This is a genomic window from Bradyrhizobium sp. AUGA SZCCT0222, from assembly GCF_018130205.1.
Lineage (GTDB): Bacteria > Pseudomonadota > Alphaproteobacteria > Rhizobiales > Xanthobacteraceae > Bradyrhizobium.
The window spans coordinates 1-24,735 of sequence record NZ_JAFCLX010000013.1 but is presented as its reverse complement, the minus strand read 5'-3'; the positions used below and the strand labels follow the sequence as shown (position 1 = coordinate 24,735).

Genomic DNA, 24,735 nt, shown 5'->3' with positions numbered 1-24,735 from the left:
CGGAAGCATCGAACCCGGAATCTCGCGCCGTATTCTTTTCCCTCATTTCAGGATTCCGGGTCTGGCCCCCCCTAAGTCGGCTGTTGCCGACTTAGGCTTATGATACTGCTGAACTCGGGTTGACCCGAGTTCAGCGGGCGCCATCCCGGAATGACGTCGGAAAACCCCCATGGCCGAAACCGACAACGAAACCATCCCGTTCAACCGCGACTTTCCGCTTCTGCCTGGAGTCGTCGACGAAGCCCGCCCGGGCGTGCGGCGGGTGCTCTGCAACAATCCGAGCCCCTTCACCTTCACCGGCACGGTCAGTTACATCGTGGGCAAGGGCAAGGTCGCGATCATCGATCCCGGGCCAAACAACGAGGCGCACGCGAAAGCGCTGCTGGACGCCGTGCGCGGCGAAACCGTGACCCATATCCTGGTCACCCATACCCACAACGACCATTCGCCGAACACCGCGCGGATCAAGGCCGCGACCGGCGCGCCCGTCTACGCCGAGGGGCCGCACCGCGCCTCGCGGCCGCGCTTCGAGAGCGAGAAGCACAATCCGGAATCGGGGGCCGATCGCAACTTCCGGCCGGACATCGAGGTCAAGAACGGTGACACCATCGAAGGCTCCGGCTGGGCGCTGGAAGCGGTGGCAACCCCCGGCCACACCGCCAATCATCTGGCGTTCGCCTGGCCCGAGCGAAAGATCAGTTTCGTCGGCGACCACGTGATGGGCTGGTCGACCTCGATCGTGGCCCCGCCCGATGGCTCGATGATCGACTACATGGATTCGCTGGCGCGGCTGGAGAAGCGCCCGGAGGACCTGTATTTCTCGGGCCATGGGCCGGAAATTCCGGAAGGCCCGCGCTATGTGCGTTTCCTGACCCGGCACCGCCGCGCCCGCGAAGCCTCGATCCTGCATCGCCTGGCCAAGGGCGAGACCGACATCGCGACCATGGTGCGCGCGATCTATATCGGCCTCGATCCGCGGCTGAGCGGTGCAGCCGGCTATTCGGTGCTGGCGCATCTGGAAGATCTGGTGTCGCGCGGCATCGTGGCGACCGACGGCGATCCCGTGATCGGCGGGACCTATCGGATGGCTTCCTAGAACGAACCATCGTTCGTCACGTTCGAGGTAAGCAGTGATCCGCGCCATGGTCCGACGTGCACTTGTACTGACCGCGGCATTTGTCGCGGGGCTGGCGCCGGTCATATGCCTTGGCGAAAGCAACAATCGGTTACCGGCCAAGGCGACAAAGGAACTTCCCCCTGAGCTGCTCTCGCTGCTCCAACAGAAGAAGATGCCCAAACATTCACCTATCGTAGTGCGCCTTTTCAAGGAAGAGGCGGAGCTCGAAGTCTGGAAACAGGACACCACCGGCCGTTTCCAGATCCTCAAGATCTACCCGATCTGTCGGTGGTCGGGCGATCTCGGACCGAAGCTGCACGAAGGCGACCGTCAGGCTCCAGAGGGATTCTATACAGTTACACCTGAGTTGATGAACCCCAACTCCAGCTTCTATCTTTCGATCAACCTTGGCTACCCCAACAGATTCGACAAGGCGAACAACCGCGACGGCAGCTTCCTCATGATCCACGGCGACTGCTGGTCGAGCGGTTGCTATGCCATGACCGACGAACAGATCAGCGAGATTTATTCGCTGGCGCGCGACACATTCCTCGGCGGACGGCCGGCGTTCCAGGTCCAGGCCTATCCGTTCCGCTTGACGCCGGCGAATCTGGCGCGGCATCGAAATAGTCCGAACCTGGCCTTCTGGAAAATGCTCAAGATCGGCAACGATCATTTCGAGACGACGCAACTCGAACCCAACGTGGATGTGTGCAATCGCCGCTATGTATTCGATGCGCAACCTCCCCCAAATTCGCCGCATCCTCTTGTGTTCAATGCATCCGAAAAATGCCCCGCCTTTGTCGTCAATCCGGAAATCGCGCGGCGGGCGCGGGAAAAAAATCGCACCGACGAACTCGAATACGCACAATTGCTTGAAGACAATTTGCCGGTTGCCCCGATCTACAGCGGATTGGACGGCGGAATGAACAAGGCTTTTCTCGCGCGGTTTCCGGGCAGGGTGACGCTTGCGAAAGTGATGCCGTATGCATCTTACCTGCCGCATTTGCCACCGATCCCCTGGATCGACAACGATGGCTCGTTGACGAGCAAATGGTTTGGCACCTTGTTCTTCAAACCGATTGTGTGTGATCCGGCTCGTGCCAGCTTCTCATCGGGCCGGTGCTAAACGCTTGTCCAACGTCAGCTACCCGCGCAATGGCGCCGCGCCCTACTGCTTCTTCACCGTCTTGGCCGGCACACCTTCGCCGGCGGCGCCGGTTTCTTGTGGCTGGCGACGTCCGCTTTGCTGCGCATAACAGACTCAAGTCGGACACTCGTCATGTCCTGCTACGGGCTGACAAGCGACGTCAAAATAGGGGCTGCCCGCTGAGGCGAGCTTACAAAAGCTTGCGCCACTAGATGGAACTAGAAATCAGTCCTTATCGTGCGAGTACTTCTCCAAAAGCAGCCGATTATACTCATCTCTCACGGCTCTCCGTGAAACATGCCCTTTTCGGTCTTTGGCAATCTTCAGAAGATCAGGATCAGTTGGTGCCCGTGATTTCTTTCTGAATCTGGCAAAGAGTTGGCTAGTAGGCCCCGGGGTTCTTCCAAACAGCCGGTCAAACCATCCCATGGTGTCCTCACCGGTCATACTGCGAATTACGACACTCTATCATCTTGAATTTAGGACACTAGGGTTGGCTTGCGCCTTGGCCGGCTCGCCGGTTTCTTGGTGGGCTGGCGACGTCCGCTTTGCTGCGCATAACAGACTCAAGTCGGACATCTCGCCATGTCCGGAAAGTGCCCAACTACGGACATGATGCCGCAGGCTTGGCTGCTTTTTGCATAGCTACCGCTCGATCCTTGCGCCAGACTGGTGAGTGCTCCCTCAGGTGGGGCCAGGCACCTCATTCCGATTGCTGCCGCGCGGTAAATTGAACGATCTTGGCGAACAACTTGCGTGTGCCTGGACTTTGCTAGGCGGCCCAAGACCGCGCTCCCTTCAAGTTCAATGGGCAAGATCGACCGACTGAAGATCAACTCTACCGCAAGCCTCCTGACCAAGAAAAGGAGAGGACATGAGTAACGATCATCCGCAGGGCCCGGCTGACTCGCGTCGAGGCTTCCTGCGCACGGCTGGAATGGGTGCGGTGGCTCTGGGACTCGGCGCCGCGGCCGATACGAGCGGGCAAGTCCACGCGGCCGTTGGCTCGACCAAGGCAGCCCGCGAGAGCGCGCAGCCCTACAACATCCTGTTCCTCCTGGTCGACCAGGAGCGATTGTTCCGGCCAGGAGAACTCCCGGCGGGTTATCGGTTGCCTGCACACGAACGATTGATGAAACGAGGCACAACGTTCGTCAATCACCGCATCGGTTCATGCGTGTGCACGCCTTCCCGCTCGGTGCTCTATACCGGGCGGCACATACAGCACACGAAAATGTTCGACAACACGAATTTCCCCTGGATCGAGAGCATGTCGACCGAGATTCCGACCCTTGGCGATATGATGCGCGACGCCGGCTACTACACGGCCTACAAGGGCAAGTGGCATCTGACCAGGGAATTTGAGACGGTCAACGAACATGGCCATCTGACCAAGATTTTCACGGAGGAGATGGAGGCGTACGGCTTCGCCGATTATTTCGGCGTGGGCGACATCATCGCACACACGCGGGGCGGATACCTGCACGACGCGATCATCGCTGCGATGGGCGTCAACTGGCTGCGCGGCAAGGCACGCGATCTGTCACAGGAAAACAAGCCTTGGTTTCTCGCCGTCAACCTCGTCAATCCGCATGATGTAATGTACTACAACACCGATGCCCCCGGCACGGTTGTCCAGACAAAAAGCGGCATCAAGCGCGTCGCGCGCGACCCGGTCGATCCGCTCTATGCCAAGCAGTGGGACTTCAAGCTCCCGGCGAGCCACTTTCAGGCACTTGACGCGCCGGGCCGCCCTCCGGCGCACCGTGATTTCCTGAGGGCCCACGACGCGCTGGTCGGCCACATCCCGAACGAGGATGCCCGCTGGCGCCGGCGCCACAACTATTATCTGAACTGCATGCGCGATGTGGATCGCAACATCGAGACCGTTCTCGCCGCGTTGGACGCCTCGGGTCTTGCCGACAAGACGATCGTGATCCTGACCGCCGATCATGGCGACATGGACGGCGCGCATCAACTTCACGCCAAGGGTGCAGTCTCGTACCGCGAGCAAAACAACGTACCGTTGATCATCGCTCACCCCGCGCACGCCGGCGGGCAGCAATGTCGGGCCGTCACCTCGCACGTGGATATCGCGCCGACGGTGATAGGGCTTAGTGCGGTCGCACCGGACAAACGGGCCAGGATTGTCAAAGACCTTCCCGGAAAGGATTTGTCCGGACTCCTCGCGGCTCCTCAGCGCTCCGAGTTCACGGCCGTTCGCGACGGCGCGCTCTTCAACTACAACATGTTCGCTTACCTCGACGGGGATTTTCTCAACAAAGCCGTTACCTACATGCAACAGGGAGGCAAATCGAGCGATCTCAAAAGTGCGGGCATCCGCCCCGACATGATGAAGCGTGGCGCGGTACGGTCGGTGTTCGATGGGCGGTACCAATTCACGCGCTATTTTTCGCCGAAGCAACACAACCGCCCCACGACTTTCGAAGACCTTTACCTGATGAACGATGTAGAGCTGTTCGATGTGAGAGCCGATCCTTACGAAATGAACAATCTCGCGATGAATAGCAAGCAACACCGGGAACTCGTTGTCGCCATGAACGAGAAGCTCAATCGGTTGATCGACGCAGAAGTTGGTGAGGATCGCGGGCAGATGCTTCCCGGTGGCATAGATGCCGGTTGGGAGGTCACGGCGGAAACAATGTCAGGCGCCTGAACCTGGGAGATGAATTTACGCCGGGCTGCAAGCCGATGGCGATCACCTTGGCAAGGTGCATTCCCGCACGAGAATCTGACTGCGTCATGTCCGGTTGGGGGATAATCTCGGAGACGCCGTTCTGCGCCCATCGCACGCACGGGGGCGAGGGAGCGCGGCCAGCGCGCTACTGCTTCTTCACCGTCTTGGCCTGCACCTTCGCCGGCGCCGCCGGTTTCTTCGCGGCCGGCTTGGTGTCGGCCACGGTGTTGATGTCCGCGATCAGCTTGGTGATGCGAGAGGCGTTGCTGCCGAGGTCGCTGTCGAAATAGCGCGAGGCGGAGCGGATATCGACGCGCGAATCCTCGCCGTCGGCCTTGATCCGGATCGAGACGTCTTCGCGAAATCCCATGATCATCGTTTGCGCGATCGCCTCGATGCGTCCTTCGCGGCGCGCCTGCGGCGGGCGTTCGTCGACCACGCGCCATTTGCGCTTGTTGACGAGCGCGAGCGTGATCTCATAGGCGCGCTGCGGCGGGACTTCGAGCTCCACGGTCTCGATATCAGGGTAGGCGATCGCCTGCTGCTCGGCGGAATAGAGCCCGGCATAGACGGCGGGATTGGTGCCATCGCCGGCACGCAGCGGCGCCAGCGCCTGGAAGCGTGGCGGATCGATCGAATCGGTGGTGATGTCGTAGATCCGCGGCAGCTTGCGGTATTGCAAAGCCAGATAGGCGGGGTAGGCGAGGATGGCGGCGTCAAGCAACAGCGCCAGCAGGATGCGGCCCATGCCGCGCGAACCGTTCTGCCAGATCGCGGCAAACGCGGCCAGGCCGACCAGGATGGAGAGGCCGGCCAAGGCCAGCGCGCCGAAGAACGTCGCCAGCGCCGGCTTCATTTCGAGGAAGCCGAAGCGGACGATCATGATCGACACCACCACCGCAATCAGTGAGAACAGTGCGAGGTTGCGCGCCCATGTGGCGAGGCTGGACACGGGCTCCGTCTGGTAGGGAGCGGAAAACCTGCGGGCCATCCTCAAACTTCCATCATGAATTCAGCTGCTGTTCCGGTCCAATACTGGCGACCCGGCGCGCCCTGAACTAGCGCATTTTCCGCACCTGTGGAAAGCAGCTTGCGCCGGAAAATCAGTCCAAATGGTGGTGCCTGGCGCCTCATGCCGGGCGCCCGAACTGCGCGGCCACAAAGTCGATAAAGGCCTTGATGCGCGGGGCGCGGTGGCGGCCCGGGACCGTCAGCGCGTGGATCGGAAACGTCTCGGGGATGTGGCTGTCACCGAGCAGCGGAACGAGGGTGCCTTGCTGTATCGCCCGCGCGACCATGAAATCCGCCAACCTGGCGATGCCGAGCCCGGTTACCGCCATATCGCGCAGCAGGTCGGCGTTGTCGCTGACAAAAGTGCCCGAAACGGCGATGCGATTGATGCCTTCAGGGGTGTGGAAGGGCCAATGCGACCACGCCGGTCCGGGCAGCGTCAGGCAATTGTGCTGCAGCAGATCGGCCGGCACGCGCGGCGATCCGTGTTGCTTCAAATAAAGCGGACTGGCGCAGATAACCCGTGTGGCGTCGCCGATCTTGCGCGCCACGAGGGTTGAGTCGCCGAGTGCGCCGGAGCGGATGGCGACGTCGACCTGCTCGGCAACGAGGTCGACCTGGTGGTCCGAAACATGAAGCTCGACGCTGATGTCTGGATATTTGGCGAGGAAAACAGGAAGGGCGGGCCCGATTATCTGTTTGGCGAGGGCTGTCCCGACGCTGATCCGCAAATGGCCGCGTGGCAGCCGGCTTGCCGCCATTACCTCGGCTTCAGCGGCTTCGATCGACGCAAGAATGTCCCGGCTCCGGGCCAGAAACAGATCGCCCTCGGCGGTCAGGGCGAGCCTGCGCGTGGTCCTGGTCAGGAGGCGCACGCCGAGCCGGTCTTCGATGCGCGTGACCAGCTTGGACAAAGCAGAGGGAGTGACGCCGAGATCGTCTGCCGCAGCCGCAAAGCTGCCGCGCTCGACTACCCGCACGAACCCATTCATTTCGGCCGAAGCTGCGTTGATATTCATGAATTTGGTTCACGAGTGAATGTAATTATTACCAGATTATATCATACGTGAAACGTAATACCAATTGGCTTCGCAATGAAGGGAGCACCGATATGTCCTGGGAAGAGAGGCACCCCACGCGGGGTATCGACGGCGCGCTGCGTCACTCGGACGGCAGCCCCGATATCGCGGCCTACGTCAGAATCGCGCGCCGTGAGCGGGAAGCGGCCATTATTTCGGCCGTGCAGGATGCAGCGGGCAACGTGCGTGCGATGTCGTCAGCGATCTGGCGTGTTTTGGGCCGGCCGGGGCGCATCCGGTCGAATGCGCCCCTCAGAAGCTAAGCCGCCGCGTTCGGAAAACTGTAGCTCTTGAACTGGTCGCGCAGCGCGGTTTTCAGGATCTTGCCGGTCGCGGTGTGCGGAATGCCCTCGACGAAGGCGACGTCGTCGGGCATCCACCATTTCGCGATCTTGCCATCCATGTATTTCAGGATGTCCTCGCGCGTCGCCTGCTGGCCGGCCTTGAGCTGCACGATCAGCAGCGGACGCTCGTCCCATTTGGGATGATGGATGCCGATCACGGCGGCTTCGGCGACCGCCGGATGGCCGACCGCAAGGTTTTCCAGATCGATCGACGAAATCCATTCGCCGCCCGACTTGATGACGTCCTTGGAACGGTCGGTGATGCGCATGTAGCCGTGCTGGTCGATGGTGGCGACGTCGCCGGTGTCGAAATAGCCGTGCTCGTCGAGGATCTCGCTGTCGACCTTGAAATAGGCCTTCGCGACCGCGGGCCCGGCGACCTTGAGCCGGCCAAAGGTCTTGCCGTCCCACGGCAATTCCTTGCCGGCATCGTCGGTGATCTTCATCTGCACGCCGAACGGCGGGTAGCCTTGGGTCTGCAGGATATCGAGCCGCTCCTCGCCGGTGAGTTCGGCGAACGGCGGCTTCTGCGCCGCCACGGTGCCGATCGGGCTCATCTCGGTCATGCCCCAGGCGTGGCGCACGCGAATGCCCATGTCGACGAAGGACTTGATCATCGAGCGCGGCATCGCCGAGCCGCCGCACACCACGCTCTTCAGGTGGGGCAGCTTGAGGTTTCCGGCGGCCATGTGATTGAGCAGCATCAGCCACACCGTCGGCACGCCGGCGGTGTGCGTGACCTTCTCGGTGTCGAGAAGCTCATAGACCGAAGCACCGTCGAGCTTGGCGCCCGGCATCACGAGCTTGGTGCCCATCGAGGGCGCGGAGAACGCGATGCCCCAGCTGTTGGCGTGGAACAACGGCACCACCGGCAGCATTGTCTCGGCGGCGCTGGTGCCGAGCGCGTCGACATTGTTGGCCATCAACCCGTGCAGCACGTTGGAGCGGTGCGAATACAACACGCCTTTTGGATCGCCCGTGGTACCCGAGGTGTAGCACATCGCGGCTGCGGTATTCTCGTCGAAGGTCTTCCACTCGAACTTGCCGTCGGCTTCCGCGATCCAGTCCTCATAGGCGACCGCGTTCTTCAGCGTGGTCTGCGGCATGTGGGCCTTGTCGGTGAACACGATATAGCGTTCGACGCTGGGCAGGCTGCCCGCGATCTTTTCCAGGATCGGAATGAAGGTGAGATCGGTCATCACCACGCGGTCCTGCGCATGGTTGATGATCCAGGCGATCTGGTCGGGGAACAGCCGCGGGTTGACGGTATGGCAGATCGCGCCGATGCCCATGATGCCGTACCAGGCTTCAAGGTGGCGCCAGGTGTTCCATGCGATGGTGGCGACGCGGTCGCCGAGCTTGATGCCGTCGCGGTCGAGCCGTTGCGAGACTTTCAGCGCACGATCGCGAATTTCGGCGTAATTGGTGCGATGAATGGGCCCTTCGACCGACCGCGTGACGACCTCTTGCGTACCGTGATACTGCGCCGCGTGTTCGATAATCCGGTGGCAAAGCAAAGGCCAGTCTTGCATCAATCCGAGCATACGCACGTCCCTCCCAAAGGTTATTGTCTCGCGCATGATCCGCCAAAGTGCTGGTGTTTTGGCGTGCGATCATGGAATTGACATGAACTGTAGCGCGGAGAAAGCAAGCCGAAAATGGGCTTATGGCGCCTTTGGTCGCACGGCGGCGGCAATGGTTACCGTTGCGGCGGGCCTGCTCTTGCTCGGGTTGCTCTCCGACGAGGCCCTGGCGGCGAAAACGTCCCGGCAGCCGGCGTGGCAGTCGCCTTGGGGCGATCTGTTCGGGGATCGTCGGCCGAGGTTGCGGGGAACGGTGCATCGCGCGGCGGTGCCACTGCCGCGGCCTCGCCCGGCGGATGCGCCCAAAACTGAATCCGGCAAGACTGAATCCGGCAAGACTGAATCTGGCAAGGCCGAACCCGGCCCGCCCACGGCCGAGGAGGCCGCCAAAGAAACTGCCAAGGAAACTGCCAAGGAAACTGCCAAGGGAGGCAAGTCCGGTGAACAGGCCACCACACCAGCGCCCCAGCCACCTCCGCCCTCGGCCTGCCGGCTGGCACTGACGGAGGCCATCGCCATTGCTCCCAGCATTCCCGACATCCGTGGCGCCGGCGGCTGCGGGGGCGAGGATCTGGTGCGGCTCGAGGCGATCGTGCTGCCGGACAAGCGTCAGGTCTCGGTGAAGCCGGCAGCGATCCTGCGCTGCGCGATGGCCTCTGCTTTGGTGGACTGGATCCGGACCGACATCGCGCCGCTGGCGGGGCGCCTCGGCAGCACGATCAGTGATCTCGACAATTTCGACTCGTTCGAATGCCGCGGCCGCAACCGTATCGTCGGCGCAAGACTCTCCGAACACGGCCGCGCCAATGCGCTCGACGTCCGCGCCCTCAAGCTCGCCAATGGCCGCTCAATTTCGCTCACCGATCGCACCGTGTCGCGCGAGGTGCGCGAAGCCGTGCTGCATTCGGCGTGCGCGCGGTTCTCGACGGTGCTGGGTCCGGGGTCGGACTGGTACCACGAGGACCACATCCATCTCGACCTCATGGAACGGCGGAATAACTACCGGATCTGCCAGTGGAACGTGTGGGACCCGCTGCCGCAGACAGCGCCGCTGATGCCGGCCGGGCGGCCGGAAGAGGCGCCGCCGCGCGAGGTTGCCGCCAAATCCGATGCGGCCAAATCGGACGCTGCCAAACCCGCTGCGGGGAAATCCAGCGCGGCTCCGGCGGATGAGAAATCCGATGCGGTGGAAGTGGAGCCCAAGCCAAAGCCCGCAACAAAAAAACGCCGGCAAAACCGGCGCTCTTGATTGTCCTTGTGCGGCGTCATTTGTCGTCGGTTAGAGCGTTTTCGAGCGAAGCATGCCCTCGGACTTGATCCGGGAGTGGATACCGGTTCGCGTGAAGAAAACGCGTCAAAACAAGAGTCTGGAGCTTCGGTTCTGATTCCATCAGAACCGGACTCTAGCGCGCCAGTCGTGCCCTACACGTGACGATTCATTGGCCGCATTGCTGTTGCAATCGGCCGTAATTCCAGCGTTTACGTGCCAGCTGGGCTTGCTGCGGGAGACGGCTGTGTCTTTCTGGCCGCATGGCCGCGGCCCCCGTGGATTTTGGCCGACATTTTGGCCACGCCCAAGGTTTCAGCCCCGCCAGTCGCGTGTTCTCCGCGACACCGACCGACAAATAAAAAAACGCCGGCAAGGCCGGCGTTTTGATCTCGTTGCGATCGGATGCAGTCCGCTATTGCGTTATCGAGCTGCCGCCGCCCTGGAGCGCCATCTTCGAATTGTACGGCGAGTCACCCTGCTTGGGGTCCAGCACCACCACGATCGTGCCTTGCTTGACCTTGCTGTAGAGATCGATGACGTCCTCATTGGTCATGCGAATGCAGCCCGAGGAAATCGATGCGCCGATATATTCCGGCTGGTTGGTGCCGTGAATCCGGAACAGCGTGTCGCGGCCGCCCTGGTAAAGATAGAGCGCGCGGGCGCCGAGCGGATTGTCGACGCCGCCGGGCACCGACGCGGGCAGGCCTTCAATGCGCTTGTGGATATCAGCGGTCGGCGTCCATTTCGGCCATTCCGCCATGTTGCCGACCTTGGCAATGCCGGAGAAGGCCAAGGCTTCTTCGCCGACGGTGATGCCGTAACGGATCGCCTTGCCGCCGTCCTGCACCAGGTAAAGATAGTGGTTGTCGGAATCGACCACGATCGTGCCGGGCAGTTCGCGACGGTGATAGTCGACGATGGCGCGGCGGAACGGTTCGGCCACGGCAACCTTGGCGTAACGCGCCTTAGCAAGCTGGGCCTTGTCATTCGGCTTGAGCGTCGCCTCCGGTGCAGCCTGATAGCTCGTGGTCTGCATGCAGCCTGACAACATCAGCCCTGCAGCCAGAATTCCCAACTTTGCCTTCAGCGACGTCATTGCGCATTTCCAATCGAACATATCGCGGTTAGCGCCAACTTGCGCCGCAAACGCCACGATTCCAATAATCCCATTATTGGCAAAAACCGGTAATTATTCCAGTGCTTAGACGCTTGTTCGGCGCTGCGGGAGCCTGGCTGTGGCTTTTTTGCCGCAAGTTTTTCGATTTCCGGTTGATTTATAGGCAACGCTGGCGTCCATGCCGAATCGTGGCCACGCTACCGCCACCCCACCGCCATAAATGTGGATGGAGGGTTAATACGCCAGTCATCAAGCGCTTGCCAGAATCGCGTTTAGTCCGCTGGGTGGCGGTGTCGCGCGGGAGCGGGTCCCGGGTTCGCGTGACGACACGTCAGGACCAAAAGACTGCCCTGTTCCGGAGTTTCCCATGTTATCAGTGTATGTCCCCTCTGAATCCACCCTGAAGAAAGTCGAGGTGCCAGAACCGGCGACTTTGCCGGAAGCCGCGGTCTGGATCGACATGGTGAAACCGACGACCGAGGAAGACCGCGCCGTGGAGCGGCTGACCGGGATCGCGGTGCCGACCCGGGAGGACATGCAGGAGATCGAGATTTCCAGCCGGCTCTATATCGAGAACGGCGCGCGCTACATGACCGCGACGCTGATGTGCCATTCCGACACCGATATGCCGCGGACGACGGCCGTCACCTTCATCATGGCCGGTCACCGCTTGGTAACCGTGCGCTACGACATGCCGAAGCCGTTTGCGCTGGTGGAGAACAAGCTGGGGCGGTCGTGCATGCCGGGCATAACAGGCGAAATGGTGCTGATGGAACTTGTCGACGCGGTGATCGACCGTTGCGCCGACATTCTGGAGAAGGTCGGCGCCGACGTCGATCAGGTTTCCCATGACATCTTCGAACCCGAAAGCGAGCGTCACGGCCAGGCCAAGCGATATTCGCAGATCCTGATTGCGATCGGGCGCAAGGGGGATTTGACCTCGAAGGTCCGCGAGAGCCTGGTCTCGGTCGGCCGCGTCGTCACTTTCCTCTCGGCTGTCATGGAAGGCGTCAAATGGTCCAAGGACATGCGCGAGCAGCTCAAGACCATGCAGCGCGACGTCGCCTCGCTGACCGACCACGCGTCCTACCTCTCCAACAAGATCACCTTCGTGCTCGACGCCATGCTGGGCGTCGTCAATCTCGAGCAGAACAACATCATCAAGCTGTTCTCGGTGATGGCCGTGGTCTTGATGCCGCCGACGCTGATCGCCTCGATCTACGGCATGAATTTCAAGGCGATGCCGGAGCTCGAATGGGCGCACGGCTATCCGATGGCGCTGGTGATGATGCTCATGGCAGCCGTGCTGCCTTACTTTCTTTTCAGATGGAAGAAGTGGCTGTAGTCACAACCTGATTGTTCGCCGCGGTGACCGCAGTCACCGAGGTGGCCGTAGTAACCGAGATGTTAAGGCGCGCGCATGATCTCGGGGGCATTCATGCACCTTCAAAAAAAACAGGAAGCTGCCCCAATTGTACGAGTAAAATTTGAGCGTCGCGATGAACCTTTGCGCGACGGCTTTCTGCGATAACGCAGTCACAAGCCGCGAGGACAGCAATGGTTGAAAAATTCATAACGTCACCCCGCAACGTCATCGATTTTGCGCGCTACCAGCAGGGCCGCATCGTTGGCAAGGCGCAGGCGATCGCGGCGCGGCTCTGCCGGCATTGCGGCGCTTCGCTTGCCGATGGCGAGAACGAAGACGAATGCTCCAGCGCCTTCAACGTCGAGACGCATGATGTGCGAACCGCGCCAAGAAAAACGCGGAGCATGTTTTACGCGGAGTGAAGCGCGCCAGCGTTTTCGCGAAGCATCCCCTCGGACTTGATCCGGGGGTGCATACCGGTTCGCGCAAAGAAAACGCGTCAAGGAGTTAGAGCTTCGTTCTGATTCAATCAGAACCAGTCGCGCCCTAGACGTGCTGGCCGCCGTTGATGTGGATCTCGGCGCCGTTCACGTAACTGCTGGTTTCGGTACACAGCACGTAGATGATCTTGGCCACCTCGTCCGGCGTTCCAAGCCGGTGCATCGGGATCTGCTGGTCGACGATCTTCTCGGTGCCCGGCGACAGGATCGAGGTGTCGATCTCGCCCGGTGCGATCGAATTGACGCGGACGCCGACGCGGCCGAAATCGGACGCCATTTCACGTGTGAGTGACGCAAGTGCCGCCTTCGACGTCGCATAGGCCACGCCCGCGAACGGATGCACGCGCGAGCCCGCGATCGAGGTGACGTTCACCACCGAGCCCTTGGTGGCCTTCAATTCCTCGATCAGCCCGCGCGCCATCATGATGGGCGCGAAGAAATTCACCCGGAAAACATGGCTCCAGGTCTCGATGTCGGTATCCATGGTGCCCATCCGCGTGCCTTCAGCGGTCTTCGGCGAAATCGCGGCATTGTTGACCAGCGCGTGCAGCGCGCCGCCTTCGAGGCGTTCGCGGATTTCCGAAATCGCCCGCGTGGTATCGGCATGGTCGGCAAGATCAACCTGGATGTGATCCTCAGGCCCGGCGTCCCACGGGCAGTTGTCGGGGAAGGGATGCCGCGAGCAGGTGATGACGCGCCAGCCCGCCGATGAAAAGCGGATCACCGTGGCATGGCCGATGCCGCGGCTCGCTCCGGTCAGGAGCAGCGTGCGTCGCGGCGCATTGGTGGAAGTCGACATGTCTTTCAGGCTTTCGGCGTCAGGGGTAGAGCCGCATTTTAGTCCAAGGCTGAACTTCAGAAGCCTGGACCGGCGCGTCGCGGCGGAATTCAATGCGGTCGTGGAGGCGGAACGGACGGTCGTGCCAGAATTCGAAACGGACCGGTTCAATGCGCCAGCCGCTCCAGCCTGGCGGACGCGGCACCTCGCCGATGACGTGCCTGGCGGCAACCAGCGCGATCGCCTGTTCGAAGGCAAAGCGGCTTTCCAGCGGCTGCGACTGCTTGCTGGCCCAGGCGCCGATCTGCGCCTGCTTCGGGCGGGTGGCGAAATAGGCGTCGGCTTCTTCCGGCGTCACGGGCGACACGTTGCCGCGGATGCGCACCTGACGGCGCAGCGATTTCCAGTGAAATAGTAAAGCCGCTTTAGGATTTGCGGCGAGTTCGCGGCCCTTCTGGCTGGCGATGTGGCTGTAGAACACGAAACCATCCGCATCATAGCCTTTCATCAGCACCATGCGGACATCGGGAAGTCCGTCGGCATCGACGGTTGCGAGCGACATCGCGTTGGGATCGTTCGGCTCTGCCTTCACGGCTTCGGCGAACCACGCACCGAACAACGCAAACGGTTCCTCGGCGGCGGTAAAATCACCCGATGTTAACGGTGTCGGGTGTTTGATGGAGGTTGTGTCGGTCATGCCAGGAGTTCCAGTTGCGTCCGTTCGCGTCAGAGAGCGCGTTACCGCCCCAGTATAGGTTCGCCCTATATAGGACATGGGGACGCGTTGGCCTATCCGCGATCCGGCCGGCGGGCGCGGTGATGACCATGATTTTGATCGGCCTCGGCGCGGGCGGGTGCAGCCTGTCTCGCTCCGACGCTCTCGCCAAGCTGGAAGAAAAAGACGTGACGGGGTCGGTGACGCCCCCAGCCAGCCCCCCGGTGCCGACCGAGAGCGATCTTGCCTTTGCCCGCACGGCCGCCTCCGATGTACTGACAAAAGGCGGCAAGGATTCCAGCCAGCCGTGGGAAAACCCCGAGACCGGCGCGCGGGGTTCGGTGACGCCGCTGTCCCAGGCCTATGCCTCGGACGACGGCCGTACCTGCCGCGATTTCCTGGCCAGCTACGTCAAGGATCGTGCGGAAAGCTGGCTGCAGGGCGCCGCCTGCCGGGGTGAGCAGGGCCGATGGGAAATTCGTACCCTCAAGCCCTGGAAACGGAGCTAAGCTACCCCAAGCGTTTTGAGCGTCAGGGCAGTTGCAAAAATGCAACTGGCTCCCCAGATGAAGGCAAAGCGGGCGAATAGCCCTTTGGTTAGAACCGATTTCCCGTGAAGGAGACGTGACGGATGCGCGACCCCTATGAGGTCTTGGGGGTGCCGCGGGGCGCCAGCGCTGCGGCGATCAAGAGTGCTTACCGCAAGCTCGCCAAGAAGCATCACCCCGACAACAACACCAACGATCCGAAATCCGCGGCGCGTTTTTCCGAGATCAACTCGGCCAACGAGATCATCGGCGACGAGGACAAGCGCAAGCAGTTCGATCGCGGTGAGATCGACGCCGAGGGCAAGCCGCGCTTTCAGGGCTTTCCCGGCGGCGGCCCGCGCGGCCGTGCCGGCGGTCCGGGCGGCGGCTTTGAAAGCCACACTTTCCGCACCGGCGGCGGCCCCGGCGGCGGCGGCTTCGAGGACATCCTCAATAGCATGTTCGGCGGCGCGGCCCGCGGGCAACGTCCCGGCGGTGGCAAAGGATTTGAATTCGATACCGGCGGGATCGGCCTCGATCTCGATCTCAGCGTCGCCATGACGGTGTCGCTGGAGGAGTCGGTCAAGGGGGCCGAGAAGCGCGTCCGCCTGCCGAACGGCAAGGAGCTCAACGTCAAAATTCCGGCAGGCGTCGCCGCCGGTCAGCAAATCCGGCTGAAGGGCCAGGGCGAGACCGCACAGGGCCATCCGCCGGGTGACCTCCTGATCACCGTCAGCATTGCGCCGCATCCCTTCTTCAAGATCGACGGCAGCGACTTGCGGCTCGATCTGCCGATCACGCTCTATGAGGCGGTGCTCGGGGCCAAGATTCGGGTGCCGACTCTCGGCGGCGCGGTCGAATTTCCGATCCCGAAGAACACCTCCAGCGGTCGCACCTTCCGTCTCAAGGGCAAGGGGCTGCCGAAGGCAGGCGCGACCGGCGACCTGTTCGTCACGACAAGGATTATTCTTCCCGACGGGAACGATGCCGAGCTTGAAGCATTGATGCAAAAGTGGCGCGACGGCCACCCTTACAATCCGCGCAGCGATTTCGGCTGACCAAAAACACGTCTAAAAAACAGCGGAGTGCGGCAGGCCATTTCCCGAACCAATTCAGGTGCTTCCCTTAAAAAGGGCGGCCTCGAAAGGGGGACCAGCGCGGTACCAAACCCCGATCGAGGCCGCTTGCGCCGATCGGCGGATCGAGCGCCGCTCATTTTCGCGTGATCACCCAGTGCGATAATGAGACGCGCCGATGTCTTGATTCCAGATTTTCGATGTCAGAATTGGGACAAACGGCTTGACGTATAGCGTTTTCGAGCGAGACGTGCCCCGCACTTGATGCGGGACGGACACCGGCTCGCGCACGGAAAGCGCATCAAACAACAAGCTTGTTCAGCCGGGGTGGTGAGGGCGCTCAACCCCCGGTCTTTTCCATCTGGTCATACACCGATTGGGCGATCTGCGTCAGTCGGCCACGGTCGCCGACGCTGCTCACCACCACATACGCCACGCCGCGATCGGCCCAGAACAAGGCGCTCTCCTTGCCCTCCGACGAAAATCGCATCTGCGTCGCCTCGGCTTCCGACTTTGCCGTGTAGATCGTGAAGCGCTCGCCCGATGCGCTCTCATACATCATGAACGAGGCAGGCCCGGTGGCGCCGGGCAACAGCCGCCCGCCGACCAGCTTCAATCCCGCCGCGGTCAATTCCGGCGCGCGCACCAGCCAGCCGCAGCGCTTGGTCAGCCATGCCTGCAGATGCGCGCGTTCGCTGCCGGGTACTTCGACGGGATGGCGCACTTCGACCACATAGAGCCGGTGCGCATCGAGCGCATCCGTCGTGAAACTCTGCAACGCCGAGGGTGCTGCTGCAGCCCCGCGCGCCATCCAGCCGACACCGCCGCCGACAATGAATGCCGCCAGCGTCGCGGCAATCGCGCCGTAGAACCATTTGCGCGGCTGGCGCACCAGCCGCTCGATCTCGAGCCGCCTCGGCACCGCCTCGTCGACGATGCCGTCGTAGCGGACATGCAGCGCTTCCGCCATTGTGCGCCACGACCGCACGCGCGCCGCATCGTCGGGGTGCGCCGCGAGCCACGCTTCGACATCGCCGCGGCGCTCCGCCGGCAGCTCGTTGTCGACGTAAGCATGCAGCTCGTCTTCGGTGACGGGAATATGGGGGTCGGTCATCGTCGTCGTCTCTGTCTATTCCGGATCGGAATCTGCGTCGAACCCTGCCTAAGCATATCGCCTGCCATCACGCGTCCTGTTTGCATCGCCTGCATCACTTCACCCGTCTGAGCGCGGTACGCTCGCCCTCGAGCGAGGCTTTCACGTGCGCGCGCGCCCGGGCAAGCCGGGACATCACAGTCCCGATCGGTACGCCCTGGATGTCGGCGACCTCGCGGTAACTCAACCCTTCCAGCATCACCAGCAGCAGCACCGAGCGCTGCTCTTCCACCAGCGTCGACAACGCGCGGGCGATGTCGCGGCCTTCCGCCTCGGTGCCGCTGGCGTCCGGGTTGTTGTCGAGCAGCGGCATGAATTGCGGCCGCCGCGCCAGCGATCGCCGCCGGTTCTTGTTGAGGTTGGTCAGGATCGTATAGAGCCAGCTCCTGACGTCGCCGCCGAGAAACAGCCGTTCCGAACGCAACGCGCGCACCAGCGTGTCCTGCACCAGATCGTCGGCGATATCGGCGTCGCGCGCGAGCGCACGCGCGTAGCGGCGCAGCGCCGGGATCATGGCTTCGACACTTTGGCGAAACGCGGTCATTGTCACCAGATCTTCAGGTCGGTCCGGCGCGAACGCCTTAACCAACATAACACCCAATTGACGCGTCTATTCCGCCTGTTGAGGCTCACGCAAGACAGCGTTAATCCCAAGGTTAATCCCAAGGTTAATCTCAGGATTACCCTCAAGCGGATTTGGACTGTACCCCGCTGGAGTGCTGGTGTACCTCCAACCGTAATACCAAGCGCGACTGGAAGCCGCATGCCGCGCGCTCTCCCATTCGTTGCCCAGGAATAGCCGCCAGTCCGATGCCTGCGCCTGTCATCTATTACATTCGCCATGGCGAGACATCGTGGAATGCCGAAGGGCGGCTGCAGGGTGTGCAGGACATTCCGCTGAACGATCTCGGCCGCAGGCAGGCGGCCCATGCCGGCCACATCCTCGCCGATCTCTTTTTGCGCAACGGCCATGACAAGAATTCGCTTTCGTTTGTCGCGAGCCCGCTGATCCGCGCCCGCGCGACGATGGAGCTGGTGCGCGGCTCGTTGGAACTGCCGCGCGACGGTTACGCGCTCGACGACCGTTTGCGCGAGATCGGCTACGGCCAGTGGGAAGGCGCGACGCTGCCAGAGATACAGCTGCGCGACCCCGATCTCTATGCCAAGCGCCAGACCGAGAAATGGACGGTGTCGCCGCCGGGCGGCGAGAGCTATGTCGACGTGCAGGCGAGGATGCAGGATTGGTACGCGTCGGTGGCGGCGGACACGGTCGCGGTGGCGCATGGCGGCACGGCGCGGGCCCTGATGGTAGCGCTCGGCATCGAGACGCCGCTCAGCGCCGCCGACCTGACCATCGAGCAGGGGGCGGTTTACGTCTTTCGGGACGGGACGCTGCGGAAGTATAGTTGAGGGCGGATCCATCCCCCGTCATTCCGGGGCGATGCGTAGCATCGAACCCGGAATCTCGAGATTCCGGGTCTGGTCCTTCGGACCATCCCGGAATGACGGCCTAATGTTTGACCGCGGAGGGCTCGCGCGTTACCACACGACATAATCGTTGTATGTCAACGCAAGCACAAACGCGAAGCACCATGTCCTTCAACACCTTCGGCCACATGTTCCGGGTCACGACCTTTGGCGAGAGCCACGGGATCGCGATCGGCTGCGTGGTCGACGGCTGCCCGCCGCTGATCCCGCTGACCAACAAGGACATCCAGCAGGATCTGGATCGCCGCCGTCCCGGCCAGTCGCGCTTCACCACCCAGCGCCAGGAACCGGACGCGGTCAAAATCCTGTCCGGCGTGATGGCCCATCCCGAGACCGGGGTGCAGGTGACGACGGGAACGCCGATCGCGCTGCTGATCGAAAACACCGACCAGCGCTCAAAGGATTATTCCGAGATCAAGGACAAGTTTCGGCCGGGCCATGCCGACTTCACCTATGAGGCCAAATACGGCCTGCGCGATTATCGCGGCGGCGGGCGCTCGTCGGCGCGCGAGACCGCGACACGGGTCGCGGCCGGCGCCATCGCGCGAAAGATCCTGCCCGATGTGAAAGTGCGCGGCGCGCTGGTGCAGATGGGTCCGCACAAGATCGATCGCGACAAGTGGGACTGGGACGAGATCGCGCGCAATCCGTTCTTCTGCCCGGACAAGGACAAGGCCGCGTTCTTCGAGCAATATCTCGACGGCATCCGCAAGAGCGGCTCCTCGATCGGCGCCGTGATCGAAGTGGTCGCCGAAGGTGTGCCGGCCGGCCTCGGCGCGCCGATCTACGCCAAGCTCGACGGCGAACTGGCGGCGGCGATGATGAGCATCAACGCGGTGAAGGGCGTCGAGATCGGCGCCGGCTTTGGCGCCGCCGAACTGTCGGGCGAGCAAAACGCCGACGAGATGCGCACCGGCAATAACGGCACGCGGTTTTTATCAAATCATGCCGGCGGCGTGCTGGGCGGCATTTCCACCGGCCAGCCGGTGGTGGTGCGCTTTGCGGTGAAGCCCACTTCGTCGATCCTGTCGCCGCGCCAGACCGTGGATCGCTCGGGCGCCGACACCGACATCATGACCAAGGGCCGTCACGATCCCTGCGTCGGCATCCGCGCGGTGCCGGTCGGCGAAGCCATGATGGCCTGCGTGCTGGCCGATCATCTGCTGCGCCATCGCGGGCAGGTGGGTTGAGCAGGTTTGTAGGGGGATTAGCGACCTGTCCGCCGTAGCTCAACGAGCGAAGGCGGAAGCGTAATCCGCCGTTCTTGAGCCTTAGTCCTTGCGGCCGTTATTGTCTGCGCGCTGATCAGCAGATATGTCGGGGACGTGGAACACAACAGCTGGCTTGGTCCGCGTGATCATCGCGTCGTAATTGCCCGCAAGGCGTAACAGGCGTTGCTTAATGAATGGATCGGCTTGAGTGGCGAGTTCACGTATCTGTCGTGCTCGCTCCTTGTAAAAATCATCGTCCATCTGGGATCCTCACTAAACACCTCGATGGCTTATAGAGACGATCTCGTCTTGTTCATGTGATTGAGGCCACAGTTCAGGCATTTTCTGCGATTTACTGGTACTGTTCCGCGGGTCGTAACCGTTCGCGAATGCGGCGTTTACAGTTTCTGGCGCGCATGGTCGTCGGCCACCGCGGAATGCTTCCACGGCGATAACAAGAGATAAAGGTCGCAGGCATTCGCGCGCTGCGACCCGCCGGGCGCAAAAAAATTAGTAATTAAAATGCTCGATCCGCCAATCCCGGTTATCCCAGAGACTGCCCCCGGTATCGACGAGTGTGGAGTCAAAATTGAAGTTCCCGCAGCGAATCACATTAAGTGTTGCGAACCCGAGACACAACGAGGATAGCCGTCACGCGCCTCGCAAGTGGAACCCGAATTGCTCTTGTTCTGTTAGGTATAGGTCGAGCGGCCGCCAACCAGCCGAGCCAGCCTATGCCCAAGATCCTCGTTTCAATGCCGGAATTGCAGCGTCGAGCGTTGTTAGAAGTGAGAAAGCAGCCCGGCTGTCATAACGTCCAGGAAATAGCGATCAATCGTGCTGCAAAGCACGCTCAAAATAACTGGTCGCTCTGTGTGCGCGCAGCGGGCGCGGCAGATGCCAATACCGCCGCGCGCGCGGCGATTCACGTCCAAACTGTCTTGCGCCAGGACTATGATCTGCTGACGGATTGATCTGTCGGTCATAAATGGAAGGCGGAGATCAAGTGGACCACCGCTTCACATTCTCGATATTCACGATTGAGATCAACGACAGGCCAACGCTTGCGTTGCAGGCTAAGAGGCACGCGGACGCGGAACGTCTTTGCGAACACGGCCGGTTACGCTCAAAGTTGAGCACAATCACGTCTCATGGGACCGCGTTGTGCGATGCCACCGCCACGATGAAGGTCAGGTTGGCTACCGCTGAAGAAGCAGCTCTTTATCGGCGAGCAACGCAATCGACCGAGCCATCAAGTGACACTAACGTTGTGTATCTTGTGGATCTCGATGGATAAGCCGCGAGTGTCCGCTTTGCCTGCGCATTGCGGACTCAACGTGGACATCGAGCTAGGTCCGTTTCGTGCCATTACCGGAAGTCGCCGCGTTCATTCAACCACCTCGTCGGCGTGTACCAAGAATGACTCCGGTATCTTCAAACCGAGTGCCTTAGCCGTCTTCAGATTGATGACGAGGTCGAACTTGGTCGGCTGTTGGACCGGTAAGTCGGCGGGCTTCGCCCCGCGCAAAATCTTGTCGACAAAGTTAGCCGTAAGCCGCAATAGCTCGGTCATGTTCGCGCCATAGGACATCAGCCCGCCCGCGTCGACGAAGTCTCGGACTTCAAAAATCGTTGGAATTCGCGCGGCCAGCGCCCGGTTGGCAATGGCGAAGCTGAGCGGGACACCAACGACATACACTGCATCCGCACGGCCCTTGATGGCCTCGAAGGCCGGTGCAACATCCTCGGCGCGCCGGATTTCCAATATGGTCGCCTCAAGGCCGAGCGTGGACGCCGTCGCCTGTATCTCATCCATCCTGCTCTGGAAACGGGGGCTATTGGCATTGACCATTACCGCCAAGCGGCGGAAACCAGGGACAACCTCGCGCAGCAGATCGAGGCGCTTGCCAGCAAGACCGATCGGGTTGAGCGCTAGGCCAGTCGCATTACCGTCCGGTCGCGCCAAACTTGCGACGAGGCCGCTGCCAACCGGGTCGCCGGAAACAAAGACAATTGGGACGAGCGATGCCGCATGCTTTACCGCGAGGGTCGGAGATGCGCCCACTGTGACAATGACACTGACCTTGAGCCGGACAAACTCGGTCGCGATTTCGGTGAAGCGCTCGGTGCGTCCTTCCGCAGACCGATACTCAATCGCAACGGTCTGCCCCGCAATCCAACCGAGTTCGCGCAACCGCTGCTCGAAACTTGGGGCCGACCGGGCCGGGCCAAAGAATCCGATGGTCGGCAGCTTCGCGGCCTGCTCCGCCCGCGCCATGCTCGGGACCATAACCACCGCGACGCCGACGAGCGCGATGAACTCGCGTCGCTTCATGTTCATCCCCACGCAGGGAGACTATCGTACCGACCTATTTTAGCATCCCGCGCGGCTGAATGCACCTTTGAACATGACTCGTGAAGGATTGGCCAAACGTCCGTTTAGGGTCAATCGCGTCGATCTGGCCGGCCCACGGCGACTTCCGGTCTACCCCCGTGAACGGACATTCTCAGGATAAGCAGGCACGTCTCAAATGTGCCAATACCGGAAGTGACAGCGGGAAGCTGGCGATCAAAGGTTTTGCCAGCGTCAAACAGCCGAAGCTCTCTCAAGCGGTTCGATCAGTGACCTCGCTGAAAACGGCTTTGTGAGATAGGCGAGGCATCCGGATTGATGCGCAGCCTCGCGAACCCAGGGGTATCGTTACCGGTCGTGAGGTAACGGGCACGGAAACGTCTGTGGCTTTGAGACTATGTCTCAGTTCGAACCCCGATCCGTCGCTCAGGCTGGTCCTGCTCCAATGCTGCGTCGCTCCCCACGCAAGCGCAATCTCGCCAGCCGCGTGCGACAAATCAACCCGACGAGGCTGGGCAAGAACCTGCGTCTAGCTCGTGCAAGGGAGCGCTTGGCGGCAAGGGGCGAACTGTTGCGAGTATGATGCCCAGGATCGGCTCAGCGCGGCATGAATGAGGTTTAGGAAGGCTGTTGGAACGCGCGGAAGCGACGAGAGGGCATTTGCAATGCGCTCGACGAACTGTTCGATGCCGAGGATGTTGATCACGCGGCTAAGGTTGTAGCAAAGCGCCATCAGGCTCCATTCGCCGCGAACCTTGTTGAAGCCGCGGACTAGGAAGTGGCGATAGCCGGCGCGGCACTTGATGGTGCCGAAGGGATGCTCGACAAGGGCGGATCGGCGGCGCATCAGTTCGTCTGCGCCTTGCATCCGCGCACGATATCGTTCGAGAACATCTTCGTACTCCCAGCGGCCGATGGTCCGTATAAGAGCCTTCGGCGAGAGACAGCGCTCCTTCAGCGAGCAGGTCCGGCAGGCTTTCGGACGGCTCGCATAGCGGACCTCGGTCCGACCACTTGTGTTCTGCCATCGCCCATCGATCGGACGCAGCAGTTCGCCGGCTGGGCAACGGTAAACATTGGCCGCAGGATCGTAGCTGAACTCTTTGAGGCCGAAGCGGCCGTCCTTGGGCTGCCTGACCTCCGGCACCGGCACGTAGGCAACGATACCATCGTCCTCGCAGGCCTTCAGTTCGCTGCTGTTATAATAACCTTCATCGGCCAATGCCTGCAGGGTCTTGGCTTCTAGCGCGTCTTTTGTCACCTTGGCCATGGCATGGAGTTGGCCGACATCGCTGCTGTCGTTCACCACCTCGCTCGCGACAATGAGCTTATGCTTGTCGTCGACGACGGCCTGCACATTGTAGCCCGCGGTGCCCTGACCGCTCTTGACCAATAGCCGAGCATCAGGATCGGTCTTCGATAATTGTGTCTCGCCGCTCTCTTCCAGTCGGGCAAGATCGGCTGCCGCGCGCGAGCGTTTGGCCATCAGCTCTGCGACCTTCGCGCCAATGTCTCCGCCGCGTCCTCCGCCGCTGCAGTTCCTTCGATTCCTCCCAGGCTTCTTGGCCTCCGCGGCATCGTTGTCGTCAAGCGACTTGCCGTAGGCTTCGATATCCTTGTCGAGCTTTGCGATCTGCTCCTTGAGCCTCCTGCGCGTGAAGATGCTCGCCTTGCTGGCGTCGCCGTGGAAGAACGAGCCGTCGATCGCAACAATGGCTCCGCCGACTAGTCCAAGTTCACGAGCCAGCAGCACGAACTTGCGGTTCGCCGCCTTTAGAGCCTGCCAGTTCTCCTTGCGGAAGTTAGCTATCGTTCGATAGCCAGGCCGAAGGCTCTTCAGAAGCCAGATCAGTTCCAGATTGCGACACGCCTCCCGTTCCAACCTTCGCGACGACCTGATCTGGTTGATGTAACCGTAAAGATAGAGCTTCAATAGGTCGGCCGGATCGTACGGCGGCTGTCCTGCTTCTTCGGCACCGCGATCCGCATGACAGAAGCCAAGCTTTGCAAGGTCGAGGGCGCAAACGAAGCCCTCAATCGCTCGTACTGGATTATCCGGTCCAACATAGTCCTCAATCCGGGGAGGAAGCAGACTAGCTTGTTGCCGGCTCTCGCCGGTCTTGAATGGGCGATTCGTCATGATCAGAATCGTACATCAACTCGCGAAAAAGCCGAGTTTCTTGCCCAGCCTCGACGGGC

General features: G+C 61.5%; 23 protein-coding genes. 12 read left to right on the top strand and 11 right to left on the bottom strand.

All coding sequences use genetic code 11. The features are described 5' to 3' along the window. The first annotated feature begins 169 nt into the window (after window positions 1-169). The 3 genes from JQ629_RS13815 (at window position 170) to JQ629_RS13805 (ending at window position 4,944) form a co-directional block, all read left to right on the top strand. On the top strand, window positions 170-1,096 hold the full coding sequence (locus tag JQ629_RS13815; protein WP_212413152.1) for an MBL fold metallo-hydrolase: 927 nt from the start codon (window positions 170-172) through the stop codon (window positions 1,094-1,096). Between the two features lie 34 nt (window positions 1,097-1,130). Beyond that, on the top strand, window positions 1,131-2,246 hold the full coding sequence (locus JQ629_RS13810) for a L,D-transpeptidase family protein (RefSeq protein ID WP_349631262.1): 1,116 nt from the start codon (window positions 1,131-1,133) through the stop codon (window positions 2,244-2,246). Window positions 2,247-3,141: 895 nt separating this feature from the next. Continuing rightward, the gene (locus tag JQ629_RS13805; RefSeq protein ID WP_212413151.1) at window positions 3,142-4,944 is read left to right on the top strand and encodes a sulfatase family protein; all 1,803 of its coding nucleotides are present in this window, start codon (window positions 3,142-3,144) and stop codon (window positions 4,942-4,944) included. Window positions 4,945-5,110: 166 nt separating this feature from the next. On the opposite strand, the gene JQ629_RS13800 is transcribed toward JQ629_RS13805, so the two are convergent. Together JQ629_RS13800 and JQ629_RS13795 are read right to left on the bottom strand one after the other, a co-directional pair. Then, entirely contained in the window at window positions 5,111-5,956 is an 846-nt protein-coding gene (locus tag JQ629_RS13800; protein WP_212413150.1) for a DUF1499 domain-containing protein, read from the bottom strand. Between the two features lie 139 nt (window positions 5,957-6,095). Then, window positions 6,096-6,995 carry a LysR family transcriptional regulator gene (locus tag JQ629_RS13795; RefSeq protein WP_249135034.1) on the bottom strand — a complete coding sequence of 300 codons (900 nt, stop codon included), beginning with the start codon at window positions 6,993-6,995 and terminating at the stop codon, window positions 6,096-6,098. Window positions 6,996-7,087: 92 nt separating this feature from the next. Between JQ629_RS13795 and JQ629_RS13790 the strand changes: the two genes are divergently transcribed. Then, on the top strand, window positions 7,088-7,318 hold the full coding sequence (locus JQ629_RS13790) for a hypothetical protein (protein ID WP_212413149.1): 231 nt from the start codon (window positions 7,088-7,090) through the stop codon (window positions 7,316-7,318). Here the strand turns inward: JQ629_RS13790 and JQ629_RS13785 are convergent. Beyond that, window positions 7,315-8,943 carry a fatty-acid--CoA ligase gene (locus JQ629_RS13785; RefSeq protein WP_212413148.1) on the bottom strand — a complete coding sequence of 543 codons (1,629 nt, stop codon included), beginning with the start codon at window positions 8,941-8,943 and terminating at the stop codon, window positions 7,315-7,317. The genes JQ629_RS13790 and JQ629_RS13785 overlap by 4 nt on opposite strands. 82 nt (window positions 8,944-9,025) lie before the next feature. Between JQ629_RS13785 and JQ629_RS13780 the strand changes: the two genes are divergently transcribed. After that, window positions 9,026-10,231, top strand: a complete 1,206-nt coding sequence (locus JQ629_RS13780; protein WP_502752913.1) for an extensin family protein — start codon at window positions 9,026-9,028, stop codon at window positions 10,229-10,231. 433 nt (window positions 10,232-10,664) lie between these two features. Here the strand turns inward: JQ629_RS13780 and JQ629_RS13775 are convergent, their stop codons facing one another. Then, a complete protein-coding gene (locus tag JQ629_RS13775; protein ID WP_192735138.1) occupies window positions 10,665-11,348 on the bottom strand; it encodes a L,D-transpeptidase in 684 nt (227 codons plus the stop codon). A gap of 388 nt (window positions 11,349-11,736) precedes the next feature. Between JQ629_RS13775 and JQ629_RS13770 the strand changes: the two genes are divergently transcribed. Then, window positions 11,737-12,714: a magnesium transporter CorA family protein gene (locus tag JQ629_RS13770; RefSeq protein WP_212269682.1), complete on the top strand. Its 978-nt coding sequence runs from the start codon at window positions 11,737-11,739 to the stop codon at window positions 12,712-12,714. Window positions 12,715-12,926: 212 nt separating this feature from the next. Next, window positions 12,927-13,157, top strand: a complete 231-nt coding sequence (locus tag JQ629_RS13765) for a Rieske (2Fe-2S) protein (protein WP_212413146.1) — start codon at window positions 12,927-12,929, stop codon at window positions 13,155-13,157. A 124-nt stretch (window positions 13,158-13,281) separates the two neighbouring features. Here the strand turns inward: JQ629_RS13765 and JQ629_RS13760 are convergent, their stop codons facing one another. Then, window positions 13,282-14,034, bottom strand: a complete 753-nt coding sequence (locus JQ629_RS13760) for an SDR family NAD(P)-dependent oxidoreductase (RefSeq protein WP_212035354.1) — start codon at window positions 14,032-14,034, stop codon at window positions 13,282-13,284. A gap of 19 nt (window positions 14,035-14,053) precedes the next feature. Continuing rightward, window positions 14,054-14,710: a pyridoxamine 5'-phosphate oxidase gene (gene pdxH, locus JQ629_RS13755; RefSeq protein ID WP_212413145.1), complete on the bottom strand. Its 657-nt coding sequence runs from the start codon at window positions 14,708-14,710 to the stop codon at window positions 14,054-14,056. 122 nt (window positions 14,711-14,832) lie between these two features. Here pdxH and JQ629_RS13750 point away from each other — a divergent pair, with 122 nt between their 5' ends. Both JQ629_RS13750 and JQ629_RS13745 read left to right on the top strand, forming a co-directional pair. Further along, complete coding sequence (locus JQ629_RS13750) at window positions 14,833-15,237, top strand: RT0821/Lpp0805 family surface protein (RefSeq protein WP_212413144.1); 405 nt, start codon at window positions 14,833-14,835, stop codon at window positions 15,235-15,237. A gap of 122 nt (window positions 15,238-15,359) precedes the next feature. Continuing rightward, window positions 15,360-16,313 (top strand): DnaJ C-terminal domain-containing protein, encoded by a 954-nt coding sequence (locus tag JQ629_RS13745; protein ID WP_212413143.1) that lies wholly within the window; start codon window positions 15,360-15,362, stop codon window positions 16,311-16,313. A gap of 358 nt (window positions 16,314-16,671) precedes the next feature. On the opposite strand, the gene JQ629_RS13740 is transcribed toward JQ629_RS13745, so the two are convergent. Both JQ629_RS13740 and JQ629_RS13735 read right to left on the bottom strand, forming a co-directional pair. Beyond that, a complete protein-coding gene (locus JQ629_RS13740; RefSeq protein ID WP_212385874.1) occupies window positions 16,672-17,445 on the bottom strand; it encodes an anti-sigma factor family protein in 774 nt (257 codons plus the stop codon). Window positions 17,446-17,539: 94 nt separating this feature from the next. Further along, a complete protein-coding gene (locus tag JQ629_RS13735) occupies window positions 17,540-18,028 on the bottom strand; it encodes an RNA polymerase sigma factor (RefSeq protein WP_209846728.1) in 489 nt (162 codons plus the stop codon). Window positions 18,029-18,294: 266 nt separating this feature from the next. On the opposite strand from JQ629_RS13735, the gene JQ629_RS13730 reads away from it, so the two are divergent. Beyond that, window positions 18,295-18,894, top strand: coding sequence for a histidine phosphatase family protein (locus JQ629_RS13730; protein WP_212413141.1), 600 nt, complete (start codon window positions 18,295-18,297; stop codon window positions 18,892-18,894). A gap of 182 nt (window positions 18,895-19,076) precedes the next feature. Then, window positions 19,077-20,162, top strand: coding sequence for a chorismate synthase (aroC, locus tag JQ629_RS13725; RefSeq protein ID WP_212413140.1), 1,086 nt, complete (start codon window positions 19,077-19,079; stop codon window positions 20,160-20,162). 81 nt (window positions 20,163-20,243) lie between these two features. Here the strand turns inward: aroC and JQ629_RS13720 are convergent, their stop codons facing one another. Beyond that, window positions 20,244-20,444, bottom strand: coding sequence for a hypothetical protein (locus JQ629_RS13720; protein WP_212413139.1), 201 nt, complete (start codon window positions 20,442-20,444; stop codon window positions 20,244-20,246). A gap of 473 nt (window positions 20,445-20,917) precedes the next feature. Between JQ629_RS13720 and JQ629_RS13715 the strand changes: the two genes are divergently transcribed. Continuing rightward, window positions 20,918-21,157: a hypothetical protein gene (locus JQ629_RS13715; protein WP_212413138.1), complete on the top strand. Its 240-nt coding sequence runs from the start codon at window positions 20,918-20,920 to the stop codon at window positions 21,155-21,157. A 413-nt stretch (window positions 21,158-21,570) separates the two neighbouring features. On the opposite strand, the gene JQ629_RS13710 is transcribed toward JQ629_RS13715, so the two are convergent. Together JQ629_RS13710 and JQ629_RS13705 are read right to left on the bottom strand one after the other, a co-directional pair. After that, on the bottom strand, window positions 21,571-22,518 hold the full coding sequence (locus JQ629_RS13710; protein WP_212413137.1) for an ABC transporter substrate-binding protein: 948 nt from the start codon (window positions 22,516-22,518) through the stop codon (window positions 21,571-21,573). Window positions 22,519-23,065: 547 nt separating this feature from the next. Further along, window positions 23,066-24,676, bottom strand: coding sequence for an IS1182 family transposase (locus JQ629_RS13705; protein ID WP_212413136.1), 1,611 nt, complete (start codon window positions 24,674-24,676; stop codon window positions 23,066-23,068). Window positions 24,677-24,735: the final 59 nt, after the last annotated feature.

Excerpts from the sequence above, each read along its gene's own strand:
- JQ629_RS13815 (WP_212413152.1), top strand. The coding sequence starts at position 170 with ATGGCCGAAACCGACAACGAAACCATCCCGTTCAACCGCGACTTTCCG.
- JQ629_RS13805 (WP_212413151.1), top strand. The coding sequence starts at position 3,142 with ATGAGTAACGATCATCCGCAGGGCCCGGCTGACTCGCGTCGAGGCTTC.
- JQ629_RS13800 (WP_212413150.1), bottom strand. The coding sequence starts at position 5,956 with ATGGCCCGCAGGTTTTCCGCTCCCTACCAGACGGAGCCCGTGTCCAGC.
- JQ629_RS13795 (WP_249135034.1), bottom strand. The coding sequence starts at position 6,995 with ATGAATATCAACGCAGCTTCGGCCGAAATGAATGGGTTCGTGCGGGTA.
- JQ629_RS13790 (WP_212413149.1), top strand. The coding sequence starts at position 7,088 with ATGTCCTGGGAAGAGAGGCACCCCACGCGGGGTATCGACGGCGCGCTG.
- JQ629_RS13785 (WP_212413148.1), bottom strand. The coding sequence starts at position 8,943 with ATGCTCGGATTGATGCAAGACTGGCCTTTGCTTTGCCACCGGATTATC.
- JQ629_RS13780 (WP_502752913.1), top strand. The coding sequence starts at position 9,026 with ATGAACTGTAGCGCGGAGAAAGCAAGCCGAAAATGGGCTTATGGCGCC.
- JQ629_RS13775 (WP_192735138.1), bottom strand. The coding sequence starts at position 11,348 with ATGACGTCGCTGAAGGCAAAGTTGGGAATTCTGGCTGCAGGGCTGATG.
- JQ629_RS13770 (WP_212269682.1), top strand. The coding sequence starts at position 11,737 with ATGTTATCAGTGTATGTCCCCTCTGAATCCACCCTGAAGAAAGTCGAG.
- JQ629_RS13765 (WP_212413146.1), top strand. The coding sequence starts at position 12,927 with ATGGTTGAAAAATTCATAACGTCACCCCGCAACGTCATCGATTTTGCG.
- JQ629_RS13760 (WP_212035354.1), bottom strand. The coding sequence starts at position 14,034 with ATGTCGACTTCCACCAATGCGCCGCGACGCACGCTGCTCCTGACCGGA.
- pdxH (WP_212413145.1), bottom strand. The coding sequence starts at position 14,710 with ATGACCGACACAACCTCCATCAAACACCCGACACCGTTAACATCGGGT.
- JQ629_RS13750 (WP_212413144.1), top strand. The coding sequence starts at position 14,833 with ATGACCATGATTTTGATCGGCCTCGGCGCGGGCGGGTGCAGCCTGTCT.
- JQ629_RS13745 (WP_212413143.1), top strand. The coding sequence starts at position 15,360 with ATGCGCGACCCCTATGAGGTCTTGGGGGTGCCGCGGGGCGCCAGCGCT.
- JQ629_RS13740 (WP_212385874.1), bottom strand. The coding sequence starts at position 17,445 with ATGACCGACCCCCATATTCCCGTCACCGAAGACGAGCTGCATGCTTAC.
- JQ629_RS13735 (WP_209846728.1), bottom strand. The coding sequence starts at position 18,028 with ATGACCGCGTTTCGCCAAAGTGTCGAAGCCATGATCCCGGCGCTGCGC.
- JQ629_RS13730 (WP_212413141.1), top strand. The coding sequence starts at position 18,295 with ATGCCTGCGCCTGTCATCTATTACATTCGCCATGGCGAGACATCGTGG.
- aroC (WP_212413140.1), top strand. The coding sequence starts at position 19,077 with ATGTCCTTCAACACCTTCGGCCACATGTTCCGGGTCACGACCTTTGGC.
- JQ629_RS13720 (WP_212413139.1), bottom strand. The coding sequence starts at position 20,444 with ATGGACGATGATTTTTACAAGGAGCGAGCACGACAGATACGTGAACTC.
- JQ629_RS13715 (WP_212413138.1), top strand. The coding sequence starts at position 20,918 with ATGCCCAAGATCCTCGTTTCAATGCCGGAATTGCAGCGTCGAGCGTTG.
- JQ629_RS13710 (WP_212413137.1), bottom strand. The coding sequence starts at position 22,518 with ATGAAGCGACGCGAGTTCATCGCGCTCGTCGGCGTCGCGGTGGTTATG.
- JQ629_RS13705 (WP_212413136.1), bottom strand. The coding sequence starts at position 24,676 with ATGACGAATCGCCCATTCAAGACCGGCGAGAGCCGGCAACAAGCTAGT.